This window comes from Nesterenkonia sp. CL21 (assembly GCF_031705515.1).
GTDB lineage: Bacteria > Actinomycetota > Actinomycetes > Actinomycetales > Micrococcaceae > Nesterenkonia > Nesterenkonia aethiopica.
In genome coordinates this window covers 1056331-1071618 of the sequence record NZ_JAUTWR010000001.1, presented here as the reverse complement: position 1 = coordinate 1071618, position 15288 = coordinate 1056331, and the positions used below count along the sequence as shown (strand labels likewise).

Below are 15288 nucleotides of genomic sequence, written 5' to 3'. Positions count from 1 at the left end.
CCGGACGGACGGGTGCGCTGACCCGTGTCAGCGCTCACCGGATCCAACAGGGGCGCGGCGGCACGTCATCCCGGATTCGCTGAGAGCATGATCACCAGGTGCGTCGGCCGAGCCGGGCCAGGAACGTGGTCTGCTCATCGGCGTCCTGGGGAGGTTCCAGCGGTGGGGCGCAGACTCCTTCGGCGTGGAGCATCTCGCCGAACCCGTCGGCGACGGCCGACGCCCAGCGGACGTCCTCGGGAGGCAGCGCCTCCGGCAAGCCGGCGGCACGGGCGAGGTCCCAGCGGTGGACGAGCAGGTCGAAGCACAGGAACGAGTCGACGGAGGTCTCCCAGGGCATCTGCCCGGCGATTCCGTCGATCACCTGCGTGGCGCGGTCGGGGTCCCCGAGCTGGTCCTGGACCGCGGCGATCACGACGTCCAGGGCCTCGACGGGGGCTTCGACGGCATCAGGCACGTTCTGCGGAACGGCATCGGCGAAACCGAGCTGCATCAGGTGCGCCTCGATGACGTGGGCGACGACGTCGTGTGCGGTCCAGCCCTGGCAGGGTGAGGGAGCGTCCCACCGGCCCGGGGGCACGGAGGCGGCGGTGCTCCTGAAGTCGGCGGCGAGCCGGGCGTGACGGGCGGCGATCTCTGACATGGTGTCGGCCTCCTGCGGCCTTCGGGATGTGGTGGCCGCTGGTCGTCGGGCGTCGGGTATGCCCACAGACCTTAGTGGCGGGCGGAGGTCTGTGGCCAGGGCGTATGGCCGTGGGTCCCGGCACCGTGGGCAGAGGGGCGCCCACCGCAGCGCACGCGAAAGGCCCCGTGGGGGACAGCCTGGCAGCTGCCGCCCACGGGGCCTTCGACGTCGACCTGAGTCTGCGGGTCAGACCGAGTAGTAGAGCTCGAACTCGTGCGGGTTCGGGCGCAGGTTCAGCGGCTCGATCTCCTGCTCACGCTTGTAGGCGATCCAGGTCTTGACGATCTCCTCGGTGAACACCCCGCCCTCGAGCAGGAACTCGTAGTCGTTCTCCAGAGCCTCCAGCGCCTCATCCAGCGAGCCGGGGGCCTGAGGGATGGTCGCCAGCTCCTCGGGCGGCAGCTCGTACAGGTCCTTGTCGACCGGCTCGTGGGGCTCGATGCGGTTGCGGATGCCGTCCAGGCCGGCCATCATCTGCGCGGCGAAGGCCAGGTACGGGTTCCCCGAGGCGTCCGGAGCGCGGAACTCGAGGCGCTTCGCCTTCGGGTTTGCCCCGGTGATCGGGATGCGGATCGAGGCGGAACGGTTGCCCTGCGAGTACACGAGGGAGACCGGGGCCTCATAGCCCTTGACCAGTCGCTTGTAGGAGTTCACCGTCGGGTTGGTGAACGCCAGGACCGCATGGGCGTGCTTGAGCAGGCCACCGATGTACCACCGCGCGGTGTCGGAGAGGTTCGCGTAGCCCTTCTCGTCGAAGAACAGCGGCTCGCCGTCCTTCCAGAGGGACTGGTGGCAGTGCATGCCCGAGCCGTTCTCCTCGAAGACGGGCTTCGGCATGAACGTGGCCGACTTGCCGAACTGGTCGGCAGTGTTCTTCACGACGTACTTGAACTTCTGGACGTCGTCGGCGGCGTGGACCAGCGTGTTGAACTTGTAGTTGATCTCCTGCTGGCCCGGAGCGGCGACCTCGTGGTGGGAACGCTCGACCTCGAGGCCGGCGTTGTCCATCGCGATGCAGATCGCGTCACGGAGGTCGGCGCTCTTGTCCTGCGGCGAGACCGGGAAGTACCCGCCCTTGGTGGCGAGCTTGTGGCCCAGGTTGCCGCCTGCGAGCTCCTCGGCCGACTTCCAGTTGGCCTCGTCGGAGTCGACCGAGTAGAAGGAGGCCTGCGGCGAGGACTGCCACTTCACATCGTCGAAGAGGAAGAACTCGGCCTCAGCACCGAAGAAGGCGGTGTCGGCGATGCCGGAGGAAGCCAGGTACTCCTCGGCCTTCTGCGCGACGCCGCGCGGGTCGCGGACGTAGGGCTCGCCGGTGCGCGGGTTCACGATGGAGAAGTTCATCGCCAGGGTCTTCTCGACGCGGTACTCGTCGATGAAGGCGGTGGCGACATCCGGGATGAGCTGCATGTCAGACTCTTCGATGCCCTGGAACCCGCGGATCGAGGAGCCGTCGAACAGCTGCCCGTTCTCGAAGAAGTCGAGGTTGACGGTCTTCGCCGGGACGTTGAAGTGGTGCTGGCTGCCGGGGAGGTCCGTGAACCGGATGTCGACGAAGCGGACATCCTCCTCCTGGATGAACTTCAGGACTTCTTCGGGGTTGCTGAACATGCGTCCTTGCTCCTATGGATATCGTGCTGGACACCGGGCGGACCCGGTCTGCGTTGTTCACCCTAGCCGGATCGGCACAGGTGTGTGGGACCGATCACCGTCGATGACCTGATCCGGCGCGGGGTGCACCGGGGTCGTGCCGTCGTGATGGCCGGTCCGCGTCACCTGAGCCGTGGGCCGAGGCTCACGCTCTGGAGTCCACGCTAGGCAGGCGGGGTTTCTCGACCATCACGCAAATGTTTCAGCCATGTAACTTAAGTCGCTCATCCCCCTCGGCCAGTCCCGCCCGGAGAGCGTCCTCGCCCGTAGAATGGTGGGTCTGAGTCCGTCGGCAGACATGCTGCCGACGGTCCGTCGAGCAGAGGAGATCCGTGGCAGACAGCCGAGACGCGCGCCCTGGTGGTTCCGAGCCCTCCGGGGAGGGGACCGGAGACAGCTGGCCGGGGGAACGCCTGGGCCTTCCGGAGGACGGCCCAGGCAGCCTGGCCCCGTTCGGGCGCCGGGTGCTGGCTCTGCTGATCGACTGGGGGATCGCGCTGCTGATCTCCACAGTCTGGTTCGCCGGCGACCCGGTGGTGACCCTGCTGATCTTCGCCGCGATGCACATCATCCTGGTGGGTCTGCTCGGAGTGACCATCGGCAAACGACTGGTCCGCATCCAGGTGGTGCGCGGCACTCGGGCCCCAGGGCCGCTCTGGTCGGCCGTACGCACGGGGCTGCTGGTGGTGATCCTCCCGGCGATCCTCTTCGGGCCCGACGGGCGCGCCGTCCATGACCGTGTGGCGGGAACCGTTCAGCTGAGGATGTGACCGTCGACCTCGGTGTTCACCGGGGTGCCGAGGCCTGCGTCGGGGCCCCGCGGTCCAGGCCGCGGGTCCGATACGGGGCCCGCAGCCTGTCCACCAGGACGATCGCCGCGGCGATGAGCACGGCGGAGCCGAGCATGTGCAGCAGGACGAGCAGGATGGGGAGTCCGGTGAAGTGCTGGACATAGCCGATGGTGGCCTGGCCCAGAATCACGCCGACCAACCACCAGGTGGCCTTCCGCTGAGCAGGGGACGCCTGGTGCCGGAGCTGCCGGACCAGGATGGCCAGCGTCGCCGCGCACAGCACCCACACCGGGATCGTGTGGAGGCGGGTGACCAGGTCCGGGTCGAAACCGTGCCGGGGGGCGCCCGGGTCTCCGGCGTGAGGGCCTGTGCCCGTGACGATCGTGCCCAGGACGACGGCGATCCAGCTGGCGCCCAGCACGACCGGAGCCATCGCGGAGCTGACGGAGTCCACTGGCCCGTCCACGAGGGGACGTCCGGCCTCACCGTCGTGTCGGAGCTCCAGGTTCACTCGATGCAGCAGCTGGGCGGCGAGCATGACGAGGACCGAGGACAGCACGAAGTGCAGGCCCACCACCCACGGGTTGAGGTTCGTCCAGACCGTGATGCCGCCGATCACGCCCTGCAGCGGAATGCCCAGGCCGATCAGCAGCGACCGGACGACGAGTGGACGGTGGCTGTCCCAGAGCCGGACGATCGCCAAGAACATGGCCATGCTGATGGCGATGAGCACGTAGGTGAGCAGCCGATTGCCGAACTCGATCGCACCGTGGATGCCCATCTCGGGGGTGGAGACCCAGGACTCGGGGGTGCAGCGGGGCCACTCCGGACATCCGAGGCCCGAGTCGGTGAGCCGCACGGCGCCCCCGGTGACCATGATGCCGATGTTGGACACCAGGGTGGCGATCGCCAGGATCCGCGTCATGGTCGTGATACGGGTGGGGAGTCGGCGGGTCAGGGAATCGGTCAGCGCCATTGGAACCACCTTCGTGCGGCGAGGACGGCGAGCACGGACCAGCCCGCCAGGACGAGAGCAGGGACCGGGGCCAGTGCCCCGTCGATGGAAGCGGCGCGCAGGCCCTCGCCCAGCGCCGCGGAGGGGAGCAGGAGCAGCAGGGCGCCCGGTCCGTCATGGTCGAGCGGGAACACGGTGCCTCCGGCGGCCCCCAGCAGAACCCACAGGATGTTGGTCAGTGCGAGTGTCGCCTCTGCTCGCACCGTGCCGGCCAGCAGCAGGCCCAGCGCAGTGAAGGCGGTGGCACCCAGGACGAGGACCAGCGACAGCCACGCCAGGCCTCCGGGGTCAGGCTGCCAGCCCAGCATCAGTCCTGCCGCCCCGATGACGACCACCTGGATGACCACGACGCAGACGACGGCCACGGCCTTGCCGAGGATCAGGCCGGTCGGCCCGAGCGGAGTGGTGGACAGATAGGCCAGCACCCCGTACTGCCGTTCGAAGCCGGCCGCGATGCCCTGTCCGGTGAAGGCAGAGGCCATCACGGACAGTGCGAGCACCCCGGGGGTGATGACATCGATCCCGGGCACGCTGAGGCCTCCGGCGGTCGTGCCGGAGACGATGTCCAGACGGTGCGCTCCGATGAGCACCAACACAGGAAGGATGATCGAGACCAGCAGCTGTTCGCCGTTGTGCAGCGTGTTGCGGGTCTCGTAGAAGCCATGGGCGAGGATGCGCCGGCTCGCCGGAGCGGGGCGGGAGAGCGGCGGGGTCATGAGACGGAGACCTCCCAGAAGACGTCCTCGAGGGTGCGGGCCTCGAAGGAGACCTCGCCGGGCATCAGATCGATCTGGCGCCACCAGTCCGTGAGACGGTGGAGATCCTGGGGGCCACTGATGCCTCCGGCGGCCCACCGGGCTCCGGGCTCGTTGTCCGCCCCGCCGTCGAGGCTCATCGGCGTCGGAGCCGCCTCGAGCTCGGCACGGGTCAACGTGCGGGGCGAGACGAAGATCAGCCGCCGGCTGCGCCCGTCGTCGGTGAGCTCGGCCACGGTGCCGTGCCGCACGACGACGCCGTCCTTGAGGATGTGCACCGAATCGGCCAGGCGTTGGGCCTCCTCCAGCAGATGGGTGGTCAGCACGATGCCCAGCCCCCGGTCCCGCAGATGCGTGACCAGCTCGAAGACGGTCTGCCGCGACTGTGGATCCAGGCCGGCCGACGGTTCGTCCAGGAAGACGGCCTCCGGGCGGCCGATGAGGCTGGCGGCCAGGGCGACGCGCTGCCGCTGCCCGCCGGAGAGGCGGCGCACGGTGGTGCCCATGAATCCGGACATGTCCAGGCGGTCCACCAGGTCCTGAAGCGGCCAGGGGTCCGCGTGGAGCCGGGCGACGTGTTCGAGCAGCACCTTCGGTCGCACCGACTGGGGGAGGCCGCCGTCCTGGAGCATGACGCCGACCCGGGCGCGCAGCCCAGCCCCGGCCCGCCAGGGGTCCTCGCCCAGCAGGGAGACCGTGCCCTGGGAGGGTCGCAGCAGGCCTTGCGCGCAGCCCAGTGCGGTGGTCTTCCCCGCACCGTTGGGCCCCAGGAGGACGGTCACTTCGCCGCGGCGGGCGGTGAAGTCGACGCCGCGGAGGATCTCCTGCACACCGGTTGCGGACCGGGCGGAGCCGACCGCGTATCGGACCTGGCGCAGGCTGAGGCAGAGGGGATGCTGGGGCACCAGGACATTCTACATTTCTACAGGTTGTAGTAGAGGTCGAGGGTGCTGGAGGGTGGGAGGATGACATCCTGTGCCGGGGCTCGTGGCCCCGGCTGTGATCTGGATCAATGCAGGGTCGCCTTACTGGCACGCCTGTTTTGAATAAGTCATAATAGGATCATGTATTCGAGCCGGAGCTCCGCAGAGCCCGTGTCGGCGCAGGTCGACGCGGGTCGGGACGGCGACGGCACCACGCGTGAGCGGGTGCTGCAGCTCGTCGTGGAGGAGGGCCCCATCAGCGCTGCGGCGCTCGGGAGGCGCCTTGACCTCACGGCCGCCGCTGTACGCCGTCACCTCGACGCGATGACCGAGCAGGGCATCGTGGAGATCAAGAACGTCACCTCCCGTCGCAAGGGTGCCGGACGTCCTTCCCGACGCTACGTGATCTCGCAGGAGGGCCAGCAGGTGCTCGGCGACGACTATCTCGGGCTGGCCCGGCGGGCTCTCGACGTGCTCGGCGACGCCGTCGGTGACGAGGCGCCCCGCGCGCTGGCAGAGGCCTACTTCGCCGGCCACGAGGATCGCTACCGCCAGCACCTGGCCGGCATCGACGACCTCGACGAGCGTTCGGAGAGGCTGGCCGAGCTCTTCAGCGAGGACGGGTTCGCCGGCTTCACCCGCAAAGTGGGCCGGGACAATCCGCTGCTGGCCATGCAGTCCACCCAGCTCTGTCAGGGACACTGCCCGGTGCGGGAAATAGCTGAGGCCCATCCGGTGTTCTGCGAGGAAGAGACCGAGATGATCTCTCGCCTGCTCGAAGTGGACGTCCGGCGGCTCTCGACGCAGGCCGCGGGAGCCCACGTCTGCACCACACACGTCCCGGTGGGCCGCGAGCGGCTCGCCGCCGAACAGCGGGCCCGACGTTCAGCGTCCGATGCCCCGCAGGACCCCACGACACGCACCGCCTCCGCAGGCAGCCGCCTGTCCGGCGGACGCAAGAGAATCGTCATCTCCCCCCGTCAACAAGAGAGGTTGTCATGACCGAGCAGATCCAGCGCACCGAGGACCCGGGCGTCATCTCTGAGATCCTGGAGAAGAATCCGGAGCTCAACGCGATCGGGGCCTATGAGTACGGCTGGTCCGACTCCGACGTCGCCGGCGCCAACGCCAAGCGCGGTCTCGACGAGGCCGTCGTCGCCGACATCTCCTCCAAGAAGGACGAACCGGAGTGGATGCTCAAGCTGCGCAAGAAGGGCCTGAAGTACTTCGAGCGCAAGCCGCTGCCGATGTGGGGAGCCGACCTCTCTGAGATCGACTTCGACAACATCAAGTACTTCGTGCGCTCCACGGAGAAGCAGGCCCGCACCTGGGAGGACCTGCCCGAGGACATCCGCAACACCTATGAGAAGCTCGGCATCCCGGAGGCCGAGCGTGAGCGTCTGGTGGCCGGCGTGGCCGCCCAGTACGAGTCTGAGGTGGTCTACCACCAGATCCGTGAGGACCTGGAGGAGCAGGGCGTCATCTTCATGGACACCGACACCGCACTGAAGGAGCACCCGGAGTTCTTCGAGGAGTACTTCGGCTCCGTCATCCCGGTGGGCGACAACAAGTTCGCCGCCCTGAACACCGCGGTGTGGTCCGGCGGCTCCTTCGTCTACGTCCCCAAGGGCGTGCACGTCGAGATCCCGCTCCAGGCCTACTTCCGCATCAACACCGAGAACATGGGTCAGTTCGAGCGAACCCTGATCATCGCCGACGAGGACTCCTACGTCCACTACATCGAGGGCTGCACCGCCCCGATCTATGACACCGACTCGCTGCACTCGGCGGTCGTGGAGATCGTGGTCAAGAAGAACGCCCGCGTGCGCTACACGACCATCCAGAACTGGTCGAACAACGTGTACAACCTGGTCACCAAGCGCGCCGTCGTCGACGCCGGCGGCACCATGGAGTGGATCGACGGAAACATCGGTTCCAAGGTCACCATGAAGTACCCCGCGGTCTACCTGACCGGTGAGCACGCCAAGGGTGAGACCCTCTCTGTGGCCTTCGCCGGCGAGGGTCAGCACCAGGACACCGGCTCCAAGATGGTCCACATGGCGCCGCACACCTCGAGCTCCATCGTCTCGAAGTCGGTGGCCCGCAACGGTGGACGCGCCTCCTACCGCGGCCTGGTCCAGGTCAACGAGGGAGCCGAGCACTCGGCGAACTCCGTGGTGTGTGACGCCCTGCTGGTGGACACGATCTCAAAGACCGACACCTACCCGTACATCGACATCCGCGAGGACGACGTGACCCTCGGGCACGAGGCCACCGTCTCCAAGGTCTCCGAGGACCAGCTGTTCTACCTCATGGCCCGCGGGCTGGCCGAGGACGAGGCCATGGCGATGATCGTGCGCGGCTTCATCGAGCCGATCGCCCGGGAGCTGCCGATGGAGTACGCCCTCGAGCTGAACCGCCTCATCGAGCTGCAGATGGAAGGCTCGGTCGGCTGACCGGAGGCCTCATCGCCGTACGCACGGACACCCGCTCCGGGGGGAGCCCCCGGGGCGGGTCTCCGTGAGATCCGACTTCACCCACATCTCCACGACAGACAAGGGACGAGGAACAGATGACGAACACCCCCGCTGACCAGGCGGAGAAGGTCGCAGGAGTGGAGGTCGGCGAGCGCCGCATCTCCATCCCCGGCATGACGGAGGAGGGCGAGAACCTCGCCGCTGAGACCAACCAAGCCGCTGAGCACAGCCACGGCGGGCTCGGTGAGACGAAGCAGCTGACCTCCGGCATCGGCTCCCGGGCCAACCGGCACACCGGATTCGACGTCGCCGGCTTCCCGCAGCCGAGCGGCCGTGAGGAGGAGTGGCGCTTCACTCCGCTGAAGAAGCTGACCGGCGTGCTGACCGACGAGGCAGGTCAGGCCGACGCCGCGGAGCACCGCGTCACCGCCTCCGAGGACGTCGTCGTCTCCTCGCTGGCCCAGGGGATCGCTCCGCGCGACAGCGTCCTGCAGCCGGCGGACCGCGCAGCCGCCGTCGCGGCCAAGAACGTCGACGACGCGCTGCACGTCAGCGTGCCGGCCGACGTCGAGGTCGCGGAGCCGATCCGCGTGGACATCACCGGGGCGGGCGCCGGACGTCGCGCCAACAGCCACATCGTGCTGCAGGCCGGGACCCACGCGAAGGCGGTGTTCGTGCTCGAGCACCGCGGCAGCGCGGCCTTCAACGGCAACGTGGAGGTGATCGTTGGCGACGGCGCCGACGTGAAGGTGATCTCCCTGCAGCGCTGGGACGACGACGCCGTCCACGTCGGACAGCACGACGCCGAGGTCGGTCGCGACGCGTCCTACAAGCACGTCGCCGTGTCGCTGGGCGGCGCAGTCATCCGCCTCAACACCAACTTCCGCTACGCCGCCGAGGGTGCGGAGGCGGAGATGTACGGCCTGTACTTCGCCGATGCCGGTCAGCACATTGAGCACCGGACGTTCGTGGACCACAACTCGCCGCGGAACACGTCCAACGTCCTGTACAAGGGCGCTCTCCAGGGCGCCTCGGCCCGCACCGTGTGGGTGGGTGACGTGCTCATCCGCAAGGAGGCCGTGGGGACCGACTCCTACGAGAAGAACCAGAATCTGGTGCTCACCGACGGAGCCCGCGCGGACTCGGTGCCGAACCTGGAGATCGAGACCGGCGTCATCGAGGGGGCCGGGCACGCCTCCTCCACCGGACGGTTCGACGAGAACCACCTCTTCTACCTCATGGCCCGGGGCATCCCGGAGAAGGAGGCCCGCCAGCTGGTGGTCCGTGGCTTCCTGAACGAGATCATCCAGAAGATCGGTGTGTCCAGCATCGAGGACTCCCTCCAGGAGGACCTGGAGAACGAGCTGGAGATCGCCGGCTTCTGAGCATCGCCGGGCGCGCGCCCGGACTGCCCCACCCGCTTGACACTGACGCTTCACGACACAGCAAAGGACGACGGACACGACATGTCTACTCTCGAGATCAAGGACCTCCACGTCTCCATCGAGACCGAGCAGGGCACCAAGGAGATCCTCAAGGGCGTCTCCCTGACCATCACCTCCGGTGAGATCCACGCCATCATGGGCCCCAACGGCTCCGGCAAGTCCACCCTGGCCGCCACCATCGCCGGGCACCCCCGCTACGAGGTGACCTCCGGGTCCATCACCCTCGACGGCGAGGACGTCCTGGAGATGGGCGTGGACGAGCGCGCCCAGGCCGGCCTGTTCCTGGCCATGCAGTACCCGGTGGAGGTCCCTGGTGTGACCATGACCAACTTCCTGCGCACCGCGAAGACCGCCCTGGACGGCGAGGCGCCGAAGCTCCGCACCTGGACCAAGGAGGTCCGCGAGGCGATGGAGCAGCTGAAGATCGACGCCGACTTCGCCAGCCGCAACGTCAACGAGGGCTTCTCCGGCGGTGAGAAGAAGCGCGTGGAGATCCTGCAGCTGGAGCTGTTCAAGCCGAAGTTCGCCGTCCTGGACGAGACCGACTCGGGTCTGGACATCGACGCCCTGCGCGTGGTCTCCGAGGGCGTCAACCGCGCCCATGAGGCCAACGGCATGGGCACCATGCTCATCACGCACTACACCCGCATCCTCAACTACATCAAGCCCGACCACGTCCACGTGTTCATCGACGGGCGCGTCGCCGAGCACGGTGGGCCGGAGCTCGCTGATGAGCTGGAGGAGAAGGGCTACGACCGCTTCCTCGCGGCCACCGCCTGAGACGACCATCTCGAGAGGCACTGATCCCATGACCGCTGCTCACCCGCAGCCCGCGCCGGCCGCCGGCTCCGCCCGCTCCCTGAGCGCGGCGGAGCTGGCGGCCGTCCGTGCGGACTTCCCGCTGCTGGAGCGCACCGTGCGTGACGGGCGGCCGCTGGTCTACCTGGACACCGCGGCGACCGCGCAGAAGCCCCGTGCTGTGCTCGAGGCGGAACGGCACTTCTACGAGCGCACCAACGCCGCTGTCCACCGCGGCGCCCATCAGGTCGCCGAAGAGGCCACAGAGGTCTACGAGGCGGCTCGAGCCGCCGTCGCCGGCTTCGTCGGGGCCGACGAGGACGAGATCGTGTGGACCAAGAACGCCACCGAGGCGCTCAACCTGGTCAGCCACGGCTTCCTCAGCGCCACGCTGGACGCCCGGCTCGGACGCGGCGAATCCGCGACGTCGGAGCGCTTCGCCCTCGCGGAAGGTGACGAGATCGTGGTCACCGAGGCCGAGCACCACGCGAACCTGGTGCCCTGGCAGCAGCTCGCCGCACGGACCGGAGCCACGCTGCGGTGGATCGGCCTCACGGATGAGGGCCGCCTGGATCCGGAGACGTTCTCCGTGATCACCGAGCGCACCCGAATCGTGGCGCTGACGCACGCCTCCAACGTCACCGGCGCGATCAGCCCTGTGGCCGACGTCGTCGCGCACGCGCGGCGCGTCGGCGCCGTCGTGGTGCTGGATGCCTGCCAGTCCGCAGCCCACCTGCCGTTGGACGTCCACGGTCTCGACGTCGACTTCGCCGCGTTCTCCGGGCACAAGATGCTCGCTCCCACCGGTGTGGGCGTCCTGTATGGTCGCCGTGAGCTGCTGGAGCTCCTGCCGCCGTTCATCACCGGCGGATCGATGGTGGAGGTCGTCACCATGGAGACCACCACGTTCATGCCGCCGCCGAACCGTTTCGAAGCCGGCACGCAGATGGTCGCCCAGACCGTGGGGATGCACGCCGCTGTGGAGTATCTCCACGGTGTGGGTATGGAGTCCTTCGCCGCACATGAGGAGGAGCTGACCCGGCTGCTGCTCGACGGGATCGCCTCGGTCCCCGGTGTGCGGGTGCTGGGCCCCACGGATCCCGTCGACCGGCTCGCCGTGGTGGCCTTCGACGTCGAGGGGGTGCACCCGCACGATGTGGGCCAGGTGCTCGACGACGCCGGCATCGCCGTGCGCGTGGGACATCACTGTGCCCAGCCGGTGCATCGGCGGCTCGGCGTCCACGCCTCGGCCCGAGCCTCAGCCGGCGTCTACACCACGCCTGACGAGGTCGCGGCGTTCGTGGAGGCGCTGGGGCGTGTGAGGCCGTTCTTCGGCCTCGGGGGGAGCACCTCGGGAGGGCAGCATGGCTGACGCCCTGGAGCAGCTCTACCAACAGGTGATCCTCGACCACTCCCGGGAACGCCACGGGGCAGGTGCGCTGGAGAACTACGACGGCGAATCCTTCCAGGTCAACCCGACCTGCGGCGACGAGGCCCGGCTCTGGGTCAGGCTGGACTCCTCGGAGGACGGCACGGACCTGCGCATCGCGGGTCTGGGCTGGGAGGGCCACGGCTGCTCGATCTCCCAGGCCTCGCTGTCGGTCATGCATGACCTCGTCGACGGCACGCAGGTCTCGGAGGCCGAAGAGCTGGGGGAGACCTTCCGGGAGCTCATGCGTGGTCGAGGCCGCCCCTTGGCGGACGAGGAGCGACAGGAGAGGCTGGAGGACGCCTCGGCCTTCGTGGGCGTCGCGAAGTATCCGGCGCGCATCAAGTGCGCCCTGCTGGGCTGGATGGCGCTGCACGACGCCCTGCTGCAGGCGCGCGTCTCCCGCACGCCGAGCACCGAAGACTGACACCCCGGCCGGACAGGCCGGGCATACATGGCGACACCGTGGCGTTACGCCATCGAAGGAAGGAGTGCGGACCATGAGTGAGACCCCGACCGCCGAGCGGACACCGCTCGAAGACATCGAAGAGGCCCTCAAAGAGGTCATCGACCCGGAGCTGGGCATCAACGTCGTCGACCTGGGCCTGCTCTACGGCCTGAACTACGCCGAGGACGGCGCCCTGGTCATCGACATGACCCTCACCACCGCCGCCTGCCCGCTGACCGACGTCCTGGAGGACCAGGTCGGCCAGCACGTGGGCACCATGGTGGACGAGTGGCGGCTCAACTGGGTGTGGATGCCGCCGTGGGGGCCGGAGAAGATCACCGAGGACGGCCGCGAGCAGATGCGGGCCCTCGGCTTCAACATCTGAGCCTTCAGCGGCCCTCAGGCTCCTGCAGGGCGAGTCGGCGGTAGCGAGCGATCGCTGCCGCCGGCTCGTCGTCGTCCACGAGCCGCCCGTGATCGAATACGAGGACCCGGTCCGCCTGGGCCGCGAACTCCAGATCATGGGTGGCCAGCAGCAGGGGCACCTGCAGCTCGAGCAGGCGGCGGCGGAACTCTGCGGCATTGCGCAGATCCAGCAGTGTGGTGGGTTCGTCGGCGATCACCAGCTCGGGCTCAGTGGCCAGCACTCCGGCCAGGGCGACCTTCTGCCGCTCGCCGGAGGAGAGCTCGTAGACGCTCGACTCCGCCCGGTGTCCGAGTTCCAGCTGTGTCAGGATCTCCCGCATCCGGCGGGTGCGCTCGGCGCGGGACTTCACCGTCTCCCGCAGCGAGAACTCGATGTCCTCGCCCACCACCGGCATGATGATCTGCGCCTGCGGGTTCGCGAAGATGAACCCCGACCGCGGCACGGCCGGGGAGAAGCGGATCTCCCCGGCGGTGGGTGCGACCAGGCCCGCCACCAGCCGCAGCAGCGTGGACTTGCCGGAGCCGTTGGCCCCGACGACCGCGACCACCGGCTCGTCCAGGGTGAGGCTCAGCTCGTGGAGGATCGTCCGACGCGAGCCATCGGGCAGGTCCACGGCGACGTGGACGGCGTCGACCTCGGTGACCAGGCGCTGCGGGCCAGAGGCGGGGACCCGCGAGCCCGATTGGACAGCCTCGTTAGACTGTCCAGGGTGTGCCGGAGCGTCGGCGCCCTTCAGCGTGCTCCTCGTCGCTCCGTCCGTCATCTCAGCCATGTCTCGACTGCTGCTCCGATCTGCGGCGGTCCGCGTCTCTCCCAGGAAGGCCTGTCAACTGTGATCAGCGTATCGAACCTCGAGCTGCGAGCCGGCGCCCGTCTGCTCATGGACGAGGTGTCCTTCCGCATCGACGCCGGTGACAAGGTGGGTCTGGTGGGGCGCAACGGCGCGGGGAAGACCACCATGACCAAGGTGCTCGCCGGCCAGGCCCTGCCCGCGGCCGGTCACGTCGAGCGCACCGGGTCGATCGGGTACCTGCCCCAGGACCCCCGAGTGGAGAACATGGAGCAGCTCGCCCGCGACCGCATCCTCTCTGCGCGCGGTCTTGACGAGGTCGTGGCCAAGATGCGCCAGGCCGAGGAGCAGATGAGCTCCTCTGACGACGCCGTCCAGGCCCGGGCCATGAAGCGCTACTCCACCCTGGAGGCTCGGTTCGTGGCAGCCGGCGGCTACGCCGCAGAGTCTGAGGCGGCCACCATCTGTGCGAACCTCGACCTGCCGGAGCGCATCCTCACCCAGCCGTTGAAGACGCTCTCCGGCGGCCAGCGGCGGCGCGTGGAGCTGGCGCGGATCCTCTTCTCGGACGCCGACACCCTTCTTCTCGACGAGCCGACCAACCACCTGGACCAGGACTCCATCGTCTGGCTCCGGGACTACCTGCAGCACTTCTCGGGCGGATTCATCGTGATCTCCCACGACGTGGAGCTCATGGAGCGCACCGTCAACAAGGTGCTGTACCTGGATGCCAACCGGTGTGTGGTGGACGTCTACAACATGGGGTGGAAGAACTATCTCGTTCAGCGGGAGCAGGACGAGGCGCGACGCAAGCGCGAGTTCGCCAATGCCGAGAAGAAGGCCACGGCGCTGCGCTCCCAGGCGGAGAAGATGCGCGCCAAGGCCACCAAGGCGGTCGCCGCGCAGAACATGTTGAAGCGGGCCGACCGCATGATGGTCGGACTCGAAGGAGAGCGACAGGCGGACCGGGTGGCCAACATCCGCTTCCCGAAGCCGGCGTCCTGCGGCAAGACGCCGCTGTTCGCCGAAGGGCTCTCGAAGTCCTATGGCTCCCTGGAGATCTTCACCGGTGTGGACCTGGCGATCGACCGAGGCTCCCGGGTGGTCATCCTCGGCTACAACGGGGCAGGCAAGACCACACTGCTGCGCATGCTCGCCGGAGTCGCCCAGCCAGACTCCGGGGCTGTCATCCCTGGACACGGGCTCAAGCTGGGCTACTACGCCCAGGAGCACGACACCTTGGACACCGAACGCACCGTGTTGGAGAACATGAAGACCGCCGCACCGGAGCTGGCGGACACCGAGCAGCGCAAGATCCTGGGTTCGTTCCTGTTCTCCGGCGATGACGTCCACAAGCCGGCGGAGGTGCTCTCCGGCGGTGAGAAGACCCGTCTGGCCCTGGCCACCCTGGTCGCCTCCAGCGCCAACGTGCTGCTGCTCGACGAGCCCACGAACAACCTGGATCCCGCCTCCCGTGAGGAGATCCTGGCCGCGCTGCGGACCTACGAGGGCGCCGTCGTGCTGGTCACCCACGACGAGGGTGCGGTGGAGGCACTGGATCCGGAGCGTGTGGTGCTGCTGCCCGACGGCGTCGAGGACCTCTACACCGCCGAATACCAGGACCTGGTCACCCTGGCCTGATCCTGGCTCCCCAC

General features: G+C 68.4%; 15 protein-coding genes. 9 read left to right on the top strand and 6 right to left on the bottom strand.

All coding sequences use genetic code 11. The annotated features are described in order from the left end of the window. Positions 1-91: 91 nt before the first annotated feature. Positions 92-643: a maleylpyruvate isomerase family mycothiol-dependent enzyme gene (locus Q7C18_RS04785; RefSeq protein ID WP_311024397.1), complete on the bottom strand. Its 552-nt coding sequence runs from the start codon at positions 641-643 to the stop codon at positions 92-94. 228 nt (positions 644-871) lie between these two features. Then, positions 872-2296, bottom strand: coding sequence for a type I glutamate--ammonia ligase (glnA, locus tag Q7C18_RS04780; RefSeq protein WP_311024396.1), 1425 nt, complete (start codon positions 2294-2296; stop codon positions 872-874). A 371-nt stretch (positions 2297-2667) separates the two neighbouring features. Between glnA and Q7C18_RS04775 the strand changes: the two genes are divergently transcribed. Then, on the top strand, positions 2668-3105 hold the full coding sequence (locus Q7C18_RS04775; RefSeq protein ID WP_311024395.1) for an RDD family protein: 438 nt from the start codon (positions 2668-2670) through the stop codon (positions 3103-3105). Positions 3106-3121: 16 nt separating this feature from the next. On the opposite strand, the gene Q7C18_RS04770 is transcribed toward Q7C18_RS04775, so the two are convergent. The 3 genes from Q7C18_RS04770 to Q7C18_RS04760 are packed head-to-tail and all read right to left on the bottom strand — an operon-like array spanning position 3122 to position 5801. Beyond that, on the bottom strand, positions 3122-4102 hold the full coding sequence (locus tag Q7C18_RS04770) for a COX15/CtaA family protein (protein WP_311024394.1): 981 nt from the start codon (positions 4100-4102) through the stop codon (positions 3122-3124). Further along, on the bottom strand, positions 4093-4857 hold the full coding sequence (locus tag Q7C18_RS04765) for an ABC transporter permease (RefSeq protein ID WP_311024393.1): 765 nt from the start codon (positions 4855-4857) through the stop codon (positions 4093-4095). The genes Q7C18_RS04770 and Q7C18_RS04765 overlap by 10 nt, the downstream gene beginning before the upstream one ends. Beyond that, positions 4854-5801 carry an ABC transporter ATP-binding protein gene (locus Q7C18_RS04760; protein WP_237089990.1) on the bottom strand — a complete coding sequence of 316 codons (948 nt, stop codon included), beginning with the start codon at positions 5799-5801 and terminating at the stop codon, positions 4854-4856. Before Q7C18_RS04760 ends, Q7C18_RS04765 begins: the two co-directional genes overlap by 4 nt. A gap of 159 nt (positions 5802-5960) precedes the next feature. On the opposite strand from Q7C18_RS04760, the gene Q7C18_RS04755 reads away from it, so the two are divergent. The 7 genes from Q7C18_RS04755 (at position 5961) to Q7C18_RS04725 (ending at position 12801) form a co-directional block, all read left to right on the top strand. Next, positions 5961-6821, top strand: coding sequence for a helix-turn-helix domain-containing protein (locus Q7C18_RS04755; protein ID WP_311024392.1), 861 nt, complete (start codon positions 5961-5963; stop codon positions 6819-6821). Further along, the gene (gene sufB / locus Q7C18_RS04750) at positions 6818-8275 is read left to right on the top strand and encodes a Fe-S cluster assembly protein SufB (protein ID WP_070162433.1); all 1458 of its coding nucleotides are present in this window, start codon (positions 6818-6820) and stop codon (positions 8273-8275) included. The genes Q7C18_RS04755 and sufB overlap by 4 nt, the downstream gene beginning before the upstream one ends. A 116-nt stretch (positions 8276-8391) precedes the next feature. Next, positions 8392-9681 carry a Fe-S cluster assembly protein SufD gene (gene sufD / locus Q7C18_RS04745; RefSeq protein WP_070162435.1) on the top strand — a complete coding sequence of 430 codons (1290 nt, stop codon included), beginning with the start codon at positions 8392-8394 and terminating at the stop codon, positions 9679-9681. Between the two features lie 81 nt (positions 9682-9762). Then, a complete protein-coding gene (sufC, locus tag Q7C18_RS04740) occupies positions 9763-10521 on the top strand; it encodes a Fe-S cluster assembly ATPase SufC (protein WP_070162438.1) in 759 nt (252 codons plus the stop codon). Positions 10522-10549: 28 nt separating this feature from the next. Next, positions 10550-11911: a SufS family cysteine desulfurase gene (locus Q7C18_RS04735; protein WP_311024391.1), complete on the top strand. Its 1362-nt coding sequence runs from the start codon at positions 10550-10552 to the stop codon at positions 11909-11911. Continuing rightward, on the top strand, positions 11904-12395 hold the full coding sequence (gene sufU, locus Q7C18_RS04730; RefSeq protein WP_070162441.1) for a Fe-S cluster assembly sulfur transfer protein SufU: 492 nt from the start codon (positions 11904-11906) through the stop codon (positions 12393-12395). The genes Q7C18_RS04735 and sufU overlap by 8 nt, the downstream gene beginning before the upstream one ends. A gap of 73 nt (positions 12396-12468) precedes the next feature. Further along, a complete protein-coding gene (locus tag Q7C18_RS04725; protein ID WP_070162443.1) occupies positions 12469-12801 on the top strand; it encodes a metal-sulfur cluster assembly factor in 333 nt (110 codons plus the stop codon). A 4-nt stretch (positions 12802-12805) separates the two neighbouring features. On the opposite strand, the gene Q7C18_RS04720 is transcribed toward Q7C18_RS04725, so the two are convergent. Next, positions 12806-13615 (bottom strand): ABC transporter ATP-binding protein, encoded by an 810-nt coding sequence (locus tag Q7C18_RS04720; protein WP_311024390.1) that lies wholly within the window; start codon positions 13613-13615, stop codon positions 12806-12808. 60 nt (positions 13616-13675) lie between these two features. On the opposite strand from Q7C18_RS04720, the gene Q7C18_RS04715 reads away from it, so the two are divergent. Continuing rightward, complete coding sequence (locus Q7C18_RS04715) at positions 13676-15274, top strand: ABC-F family ATP-binding cassette domain-containing protein (protein WP_085437308.1); 1599 nt, start codon at positions 13676-13678, stop codon at positions 15272-15274. Positions 15275-15288: the final 14 nt, after the last annotated feature.

What these genes read in the sequence shown, in the direction of transcription:
- Q7C18_RS04785 (WP_311024397.1), bottom strand. Translation starts at nt 643, where the DNA reads ATGTCAGAGATCGCCGCCCGTCACGCCCGGCTCGCCGCCGACTTCAGG.
- glnA (WP_311024396.1), bottom strand. Translation starts at nt 2,296, where the DNA reads ATGTTCAGCAACCCCGAAGAAGTCCTGAAGTTCATCCAGGAGGAGGAT.
- Q7C18_RS04770 (WP_311024394.1), bottom strand. Translation starts at nt 4,102, where the DNA reads ATGGCGCTGACCGATTCCCTGACCCGCCGACTCCCCACCCGTATCACG.
- Q7C18_RS04765 (WP_311024393.1), bottom strand. Translation starts at nt 4,857, where the DNA reads ATGACCCCGCCGCTCTCCCGCCCCGCTCCGGCGAGCCGGCGCATCCTC.
- Q7C18_RS04755 (WP_311024392.1), top strand. Translation starts at nt 5,961, where the DNA reads ATGTATTCGAGCCGGAGCTCCGCAGAGCCCGTGTCGGCGCAGGTCGAC.
- sufB (WP_070162433.1), top strand. Translation starts at nt 6,818, where the DNA reads ATGACCGAGCAGATCCAGCGCACCGAGGACCCGGGCGTCATCTCTGAG.
- sufD (WP_070162435.1), top strand. Translation starts at nt 8,392, where the DNA reads ATGACGAACACCCCCGCTGACCAGGCGGAGAAGGTCGCAGGAGTGGAG.
- sufC (WP_070162438.1), top strand. Translation starts at nt 9,763, where the DNA reads ATGTCTACTCTCGAGATCAAGGACCTCCACGTCTCCATCGAGACCGAG.
- Q7C18_RS04735 (WP_311024391.1), top strand. Translation starts at nt 10,550, where the DNA reads ATGACCGCTGCTCACCCGCAGCCCGCGCCGGCCGCCGGCTCCGCCCGC.
- sufU (WP_070162441.1), top strand. Translation starts at nt 11,904, where the DNA reads ATGGCTGACGCCCTGGAGCAGCTCTACCAACAGGTGATCCTCGACCAC.
- Q7C18_RS04725 (WP_070162443.1), top strand. Translation starts at nt 12,469, where the DNA reads ATGAGTGAGACCCCGACCGCCGAGCGGACACCGCTCGAAGACATCGAA.
- Q7C18_RS04720 (WP_311024390.1), bottom strand. Translation starts at nt 13,615, where the DNA reads ATGGCTGAGATGACGGACGGAGCGACGAGGAGCACGCTGAAGGGCGCC.